The 6,028-nt window shown below is 45.7% G+C and carries 8 protein-coding genes; 2 read left to right on the top strand and 6 right to left on the bottom strand.

The window, feature by feature from the left end; translation table 11 throughout:
* Together FWE23_05495 and FWE23_05490 are read left to right on the top strand one after the other, a co-directional pair.
* A partial coding sequence (locus FWE23_05495) for a YggS family pyridoxal phosphate-dependent enzyme (GenBank protein ID MCL2844888.1) occupies positions 1 to 128 on the top strand: 128 nt, incomplete at its 5' end.
* Between the two features lie 65 nt (positions 129 to 193).
* Positions 194 to 700: a DivIVA domain-containing protein gene (locus tag FWE23_05490; GenBank protein MCL2844887.1), complete on the top strand. Its 507-nt coding sequence runs from the start codon at positions 194 to 196 to the stop codon at positions 698 to 700.
* A 47-nt stretch (positions 701 to 747) separates the two neighbouring features.
* Here FWE23_05490 and mtnA read toward each other — a convergent pair whose 3' ends face one another.
* The 6 genes from mtnA to FWE23_05460 are packed head-to-tail and all read right to left on the bottom strand — an operon-like array spanning position 748 to position 6,028.
* Positions 748 to 1,860: an S-methyl-5-thioribose-1-phosphate isomerase gene (mtnA, locus tag FWE23_05485; GenBank protein MCL2844886.1), complete on the bottom strand. Its 1,113-nt coding sequence runs from the start codon at positions 1,858 to 1,860 to the stop codon at positions 748 to 750.
* Between the two features lies 1 nt (position 1,861).
* Positions 1,862 to 2,719, bottom strand: coding sequence for a FliH/SctL family protein (locus FWE23_05480; GenBank protein ID MCL2844885.1), 858 nt, complete (start codon positions 2,717 to 2,719; stop codon positions 1,862 to 1,864).
* A gap of 18 nt (positions 2,720 to 2,737) precedes the next feature.
* Positions 2,738 to 3,805, bottom strand: coding sequence for a flagellar motor switch protein FliG (fliG, locus tag FWE23_05475; protein MCL2844884.1), 1,068 nt, complete (start codon positions 3,803 to 3,805; stop codon positions 2,738 to 2,740).
* 20 nt (positions 3,806 to 3,825) lie between these two features.
* On the bottom strand, positions 3,826 to 5,367 hold the full coding sequence (gene fliF, locus FWE23_05470; GenBank protein MCL2844883.1) for a flagellar M-ring protein FliF: 1,542 nt from the start codon (positions 5,365 to 5,367) through the stop codon (positions 3,826 to 3,828).
* A gap of 34 nt (positions 5,368 to 5,401) precedes the next feature.
* On the bottom strand, positions 5,402 to 5,710 hold the full coding sequence (gene fliE / locus FWE23_05465) for a flagellar hook-basal body complex protein FliE (GenBank protein ID MCL2844882.1): 309 nt from the start codon (positions 5,708 to 5,710) through the stop codon (positions 5,402 to 5,404).
* 24 nt (positions 5,711 to 5,734) lie between these two features.
* Positions 5,735 to 6,028, bottom strand: a complete 294-nt coding sequence (locus FWE23_05460; GenBank protein ID MCL2844881.1) for a hypothetical protein — start codon at positions 6,026 to 6,028, stop codon at positions 5,735 to 5,737.

Genomic DNA, 6,028 nt, shown 5'->3' with positions numbered 1-6,028 from the left:
TGTGTGAAAACGGCAAATGCGAACTTTCAATGGGAATGAGCAGCGATTTTGCCTTAGCGATTAAATACGGCGCAACGATGATAAGGGTCGGAACGCGAATTTTCGGACCAAGAGATTACGATAAATAGAACGTGAATGAAACGTAGAGACGTATTGAATACGTCTCTCAAAAACAAATAAAAAGGAGACATTTATGCAGATAACGCCGCTTGAAATAAGAAAGTTTACATTCCGCAAGAAAGCATTCAACGGAATAGACCCCGACCATTTGGACAGTTTTTTACAGCAAATTGCAAGTCAGGTAGAAGAGCAAACGAGCGAAAACACGGCTATGTCGTCTAAGATTAAAGACCTCGAAAACCAGCTCGCTCACTACAAAAAAATCGACAGAACGCTCAACGAAACGCTTATGACCGCGCAAAGAGCAACCGACGACGCAAGAGCAAACGCGCAAAAAGAAGCGGAACTTATAATAAAAGACGCGCAAGTCCGCGCCGACCGCTACGAAAGCGAAAGCCGCGAAAGAGTGTATCGTTTAGAAAGTGAAATCCGCGCCCTTTCCGCCCAAAAAGAGAGTTTCATTTCCCGCTTTCGCTCGTTTTTGAACGACCAAGTTCAATATTTGGACGTAATGGCGAAAAATTTGGATGATGATAAAAAAGGAACCGCGGCAAAAACAACGGAAAAGGTAGCGCTATAGAAGAAGTAAGTCGGATATTTTGCAGGGCGTAAAACTACGCCCTTTTTTTATTTTTTTGCTTCAGGATAAACCCTTAAAATCGCCTCTTTGCTCGCCTCAAAAACACCTCTTTCTGTAATCAAATTCGTTATTAACCGAGCAGGGCTCACATCAAAACCCCAATTTTTTGCAGGGGTATCGTCAGGACAAATCTGAACGTCGCAGATGTTGCCGTTTTTGTCTTTGCCGCTCATTATTCGGACTTCGTCGCCCGTGCGCTCTTCTATTTCTATTTCTTTAACGCCGTCTTCTATTTCAAAGTCGAAAGTGGAAGATGGGAACGCTACGTAAAAAGGGACGTTATTATCTTTTGCGGCGAGGGCTTTAAGATACGTGCCGATTTTATTTGCCGCGTCGCCGCCGAGCGACACCCTGTCCGCGCCGACAATCGCCATATCCACAAGTCCGTGTTGCATTAAATGTCCGCCGCTGTTATCGGCGATAAGATGGTGTTTTACGCCTTGCTGTCCTAATTCCCACGCGGTCAAACTTGCGCCTTGGTTTCTTGGGCGCGTTTCGTCCACCCAGACGTGAATGTCAATTCCTGCGTTTTGGGCGGCGTAAATAGGGGAGAGCGCGGAGCCGTAATCGGTGAATGCAAGCCAGCCTGCGTTGCAGTGTGTTAGAATATTTACAGTTGCGCCGTTTTTCTTTTTTGCTATTTCTTTAATTATTTCGAGTCCGTTTTCACCGATTTTTCTGCAAAATTCCGCGTCTTCGTCGGCTATTGCTTCGGCTTCGGTTTTTGCGACTTTTCTTTTTTCGGCGACCGATAAATTATTGTCGCAAATTTTGGATATTTGTCGAGCGACTGCCCACGACAAATTTTTTGCGGTGGGGCGTGTTGCCGCCAAAATTTCGCCCGATTTTTTTACGTCGTCGTCAAAGTTTTCGTCGCTTGCTTCTAAGGCGGCAATATACATACTGTACCCTGCGGTTGCGCCGATAAGTCCCGCGCCTCTGACAATCATATCTTTTATCGCCCAACGAAAATCCTCGACCGTTTTCAGATTGACGGTTTCAAATGAGTGCGGAAGTTTGGTTTGGTCTATTATTGATACGATTTTATCGTCTTTTTCGTTTAGCCAAATTGTTCTGTAATGTTTGCCTGATACAAGCATATCATTTCTCCTCTATTTGCGTTCTCTTGAATGTTAACGGGCCGCATATTTCAAACCAAATTTTATCGACCAAATCGAAGATTTTATCATAGCGTTTTTCTATTTGCGCGTCAACTATTGTCGATTCGGTTTCGATTAAACAGCCGCCCATTCTTATGTGCTCGTCTTCTATTATATTTATTGAGTATGCGCCGTCGGTGTGGCGGTTGAAATCCGAAAGATGCGAATTTACATACTCGTAATCGTCTTTTGAAACGCGAATTGTTATGCCGTCGCGTTGCGAAATATGCGAAATCGCTTTTCTGATAACGTCTATTATAAGGTTTGCATTCGTGTTAATTTCTGCGTCGAGAATTTTTTTTGCAATCGAAATAACAGCGCTATAAATATCATTTTCGAGTGATTTAAAGTATTTATCACGTTCGCCCAGTTCCGAAGCAATTTGTCCTGCTCGCCACTCTTGAATTTCGTTTTTCAGTTTAGCTTCAATTTCAACGATGGACTCTTGTATTCTGTCCTGACATTCCTCTATTCCTTGAGCTCTTCCGTCTTCAAACGCCTGTTGTTTTATCGCCTCGATTTGGGCGTCTTTTTGCCGCAAACGCTCTTCGCATTCCGCCATAACTTTGCTGAGTTCCACCTCTTTTAGCTCGTCGTTAGAAAAAATGCTCTCGTTTTCGCGCGATTTTTCTTTGCTATCAATGCTGAAAACTTCGGGACTGTGCGAAGAAAACGATTTTGTAGAAGTCAAATTCTCATTTTTGGAACGCAGTATTTTGCGAACTTTAACGAGCGCAGGATCTTTGCGTTTCAGTAATTCGTCGAGCAATTCGTGGGTTTGTTTTTCTTCGGTGTTCATCTGCGCTTCCCTTTAATTTTATACGATAATTTCTTCGCTTCCGCCGCGACCGCTGATGATAATTTCGCCTTCTTCTTCGAGCTTGCGGACAACATCCACAATTATCTGTTGCACCTCTTCCACCTCTTTGAGACGTAGAGGACCGAGATACGAAATTTCTTCCAAGAGCATTTCGGAAGCGCGATTGGACATATTGCTTGTAAATTTTTCCTGCAATTCGGGCGAAGCGCCTTTGAGCGCCTTTGGCAAGTGTTTTTGGTCGATTTTCTTGAGCACCAAGCGCATCGAAGCGTTGTCGAGAAGCATAATATCCTCGAAAACGAACATAAGATTTTTGATTTCCATCGCCAAGCTCGGATTTTCGCGCTCAAGGTTATCAAGAATGTTTTTCTCGGACGAACGGTCGATATTGTTAAGCATTTCTGCAACCGCTTTAACGCCGCCGATTTCGGAAACGTCGCCGCCGAATAGTGATTTAATCTGTTCTATAAGTACCTCCTCAACCAAGTCCAATGTGTCGGGCGTGACCGAATCCATAAGCGCAATTCGCGCCGCTACGTCCACTTGAATTTCGGGCGCCAACTGTGCCAAAACGGGTGCGGAAGCGTTGGGTTCCATGTGCGCCAAAAGAAGCGCTATTGTTTGTGGGTGCTCTTTTCTCATAAAGTTCACGAGTTGCGCGGGGTCAACTTTTTCGAGCAAATTAAAGCCGGTTGTCCGGATTTTCTGCTGAACGCGCTCCATAATTTCTTTTGCTTTTCGTGAGCCGAGTGCGTCTTCCAAAATGGCGCGTGCGTAGTCCACACCTCCTTGCGAAAGATACTGATAAGCCATTGAAAGCGCGGTGAATTCCTGCAGGACAGCCTCGCGAATTTCGGGGGTAACATCTCCCAAACGAGCGATTTCGGTTGTTAAAAGCTCAACGTCTTTTTCTTCTATATGCCGCAAAACCTTTGCTGAAGATTCGCTCCCCAGCGCTACCATAACTATAGCCGCTTTTTTAGGACCGGGAACGTTTCGCGCCGCTGATACTACTTCTGCTGTTTTTGCGTCTCCGCCTTCATAAAATGGCTGATTTGCTGACACTTTTTAACCTCCGTTAAGACTTAATCTTTTTTGCCTAATACGGGCTCGTTGAGCCAATCTTTTATTATTTTCGCCACGTTTTGCGGGTCGTTTTCTGTCATAATTTCGACTTTTTCAAGCAATTCGTTTGAACGTGCTACGTGCGGCGGAATATTCATAATCTCCTCTTCTACATCTTCGAGGTTCGGGATTTCGACTTCCGGGATTGGCGGGTTCATCGCTTCTCCGAGTGATTTAGCAATGCTTCTGAGCATTACAAAAACAACTATTACTATAAGCGCTAAAGCAACATAGTTGATAATTCTCCTCCAAAATTCTTCTTGTTGAGTCAGTGCGGTCTGCTCTTCAAACAATGCCCACATATCGTTATCGAAAGGAACGTTTATTACGGCTACTTGGTCTCCGCGAGTGAGGTCGAAGCCGATTGCGTTTCGCACCATTGTTTCAAAATTCGCCATTTCTTCCACAGTTCTCGGAGTGGATTCGCCGTTTCTGCGCGCGTTATCGACCATAACCGCAACCGAAAGCCGTCTGATAGTTCCGACTTCGTGCAAAATTCGCTCTACAGTTCTGTCGATTTCAAAGTTTGAGCGTTGTACTTCGTTCATTCTGTCGCCGTCGGGTGCGTTTCTTACGCTCATATCTATACGTTCTTCGGAACGAACAACTCTGCTTTCCGGGTCAAATCGCTCAAGAGTGCTTTCTACTCTGTTAAAATCCAAATCGGCGGTGACTTCTACACTCGCTCTTCCGTGTCCCAACACGTTAGCAAACATCGCTTCAAGTCTGGTTTTGAGCGACCTTTCTACGTTTTGTCGCATTTCCATATTTCGCCCGCCCATCATTCCCGGGTCGTTTTCGTCAACGGGGCGCGAAAGGAGCCTTCCTTCAAAATCGACAATGGAAATGTTGTTTATAGCCAAACCGTCCACGCTACTTGCTACCAAAAACGCTATTCCGTCGATTTGACTGCGGTTGAGCGTTCTGCCTGCGCGAATTCTTATTGCAACCGCCGCTTTTGCAGGTTGTCTTTCTTCTAAAAACAGTGAAGTTTCGGGAATTGTAAGGTGAAGACGGACGTCCTCAATCTCGCTTATTGAACGAATTGTGCGCATAAGTTCGCCTTCAAGCGCTCTTCGCGACCTGAGCCGAAGTTCGAAATCCGTGTCGCCGAAGCGTCTGTTATCGAGAATTTCCCAGCCCGCGCCCGTTTGCCTCGACGGAACGCCCTGACGAGCAAGAGCCATTCGCGCTTCGTAGAAATTTCTTTCTTCGACTAATATTGCAGTTCCGTTATTTGTTAAGCGATACCGAAATCCAGCCGCTTCCAAGCCATCGACGATTGCCGCCGCGTCTTCTACTGCAAGCCCCGAGTGAAGTTGACGAAACCCGCTCGGAGCGCCGCCAACGCCTCCGCCTGCCGCGCCGTTCCAGACAGCAAGCCACAAAAGCCCCACGAACATAAGTATCGTGAGGGCAGTGATTATAACCCGCTGTTGCATCGAAAGTTTTTGCCAAACATCCGATACCTGTGCCAGAAGCTGCTTAAAAAAATCTCCCATAAATCCCTTCATCTCTTAAAGGTACGATGAGAAATTACAGTCGCATTCTCATCACTTCTTCGTAAGCCGTCATAACTCTGTTCCGCATTTCCATCATCATATTAAACGCTGTTTTTGCCTCTTCGGCGGCGTTCATAACTTGATGGACATCCGTGATTTCGCCTGCAGCCATTCTCATAACTTTGTCGTCGGCATTAAGGTGCATTGCGTTCACGTCTTTAAGAAAACCCGAAAGAGTGTCCTTAAAACTCGGACCTGTCATTTCGCTCGGTTTTTGCACGTTGCGCATCGGCGAAACTTGGCTTGACGAGCCGAGCGCACGAATTGCATCAATGTTTCCCATAGCAAAACCTCCTCAAAAAATAATTTATGCGTATGCGTCAAAACGAGAACCAAGGCAAATAATTGTTTGTTCCTGCGTTTTTTCTGTTTTTGAGTAAAATAAATCCACTAATTTGCTCGATTGGACTGATACATCGCTTGTATTTCTCAAAACTTGCCCCGTTTTTTGCGCGGAACCCGTTTTTTGCGGCGACGAAACTCGATTGTCTGTCGTGGTCGCGGTCGTATTTGCAGTACGGGCAAGCGCGGGGTTTTTCTGCCTCGCCATCGCCATAACCGCTTGCAAATCCGCAAGTCCTCTCGTTGCTTGTGTTTCCAT

This window comes from Chitinivibrionia bacterium (assembly GCA_009779925.1).
Taxonomy (GTDB): Bacteria; Fibrobacterota; Chitinivibrionia; order Chitinivibrionales; family Chitinivibrionaceae; genus WRFX01.
The sequence above is the reverse complement of the archived record's forward strand: the minus strand, read 5'-3'. Positions and strand labels throughout refer to the sequence as shown.

Coding starts and splice junctions, on each gene's coding strand:
- mtnA (MCL2844886.1), bottom strand. CDS start 1,860: ATGCTTGTATCAGGCAAACATTACAGAACAATTTGGCTAAACGAAAAA.
- FWE23_05460 (MCL2844881.1), bottom strand. CDS start 6,028: ATGGAAACACAAGCAACGAGAGGACTTGCGGATTTGCAAGCGGTTATG.
- fliE (MCL2844882.1), bottom strand. CDS start 5,710: ATGGGAAACATTGATGCAATTCGTGCGCTCGGCTCGTCAAGCCAAGTT.
- FWE23_05490 (MCL2844887.1), top strand. CDS start 194: ATGCAGATAACGCCGCTTGAAATAAGAAAGTTTACATTCCGCAAGAAA.
- FWE23_05480 (MCL2844885.1), bottom strand. CDS start 2,719: ATGAACACCGAAGAAAAACAAACCCACGAATTGCTCGACGAATTACTG.
- fliF (MCL2844883.1), bottom strand. CDS start 5,367: ATGGGAGATTTTTTTAAGCAGCTTCTGGCACAGGTATCGGATGTTTGG.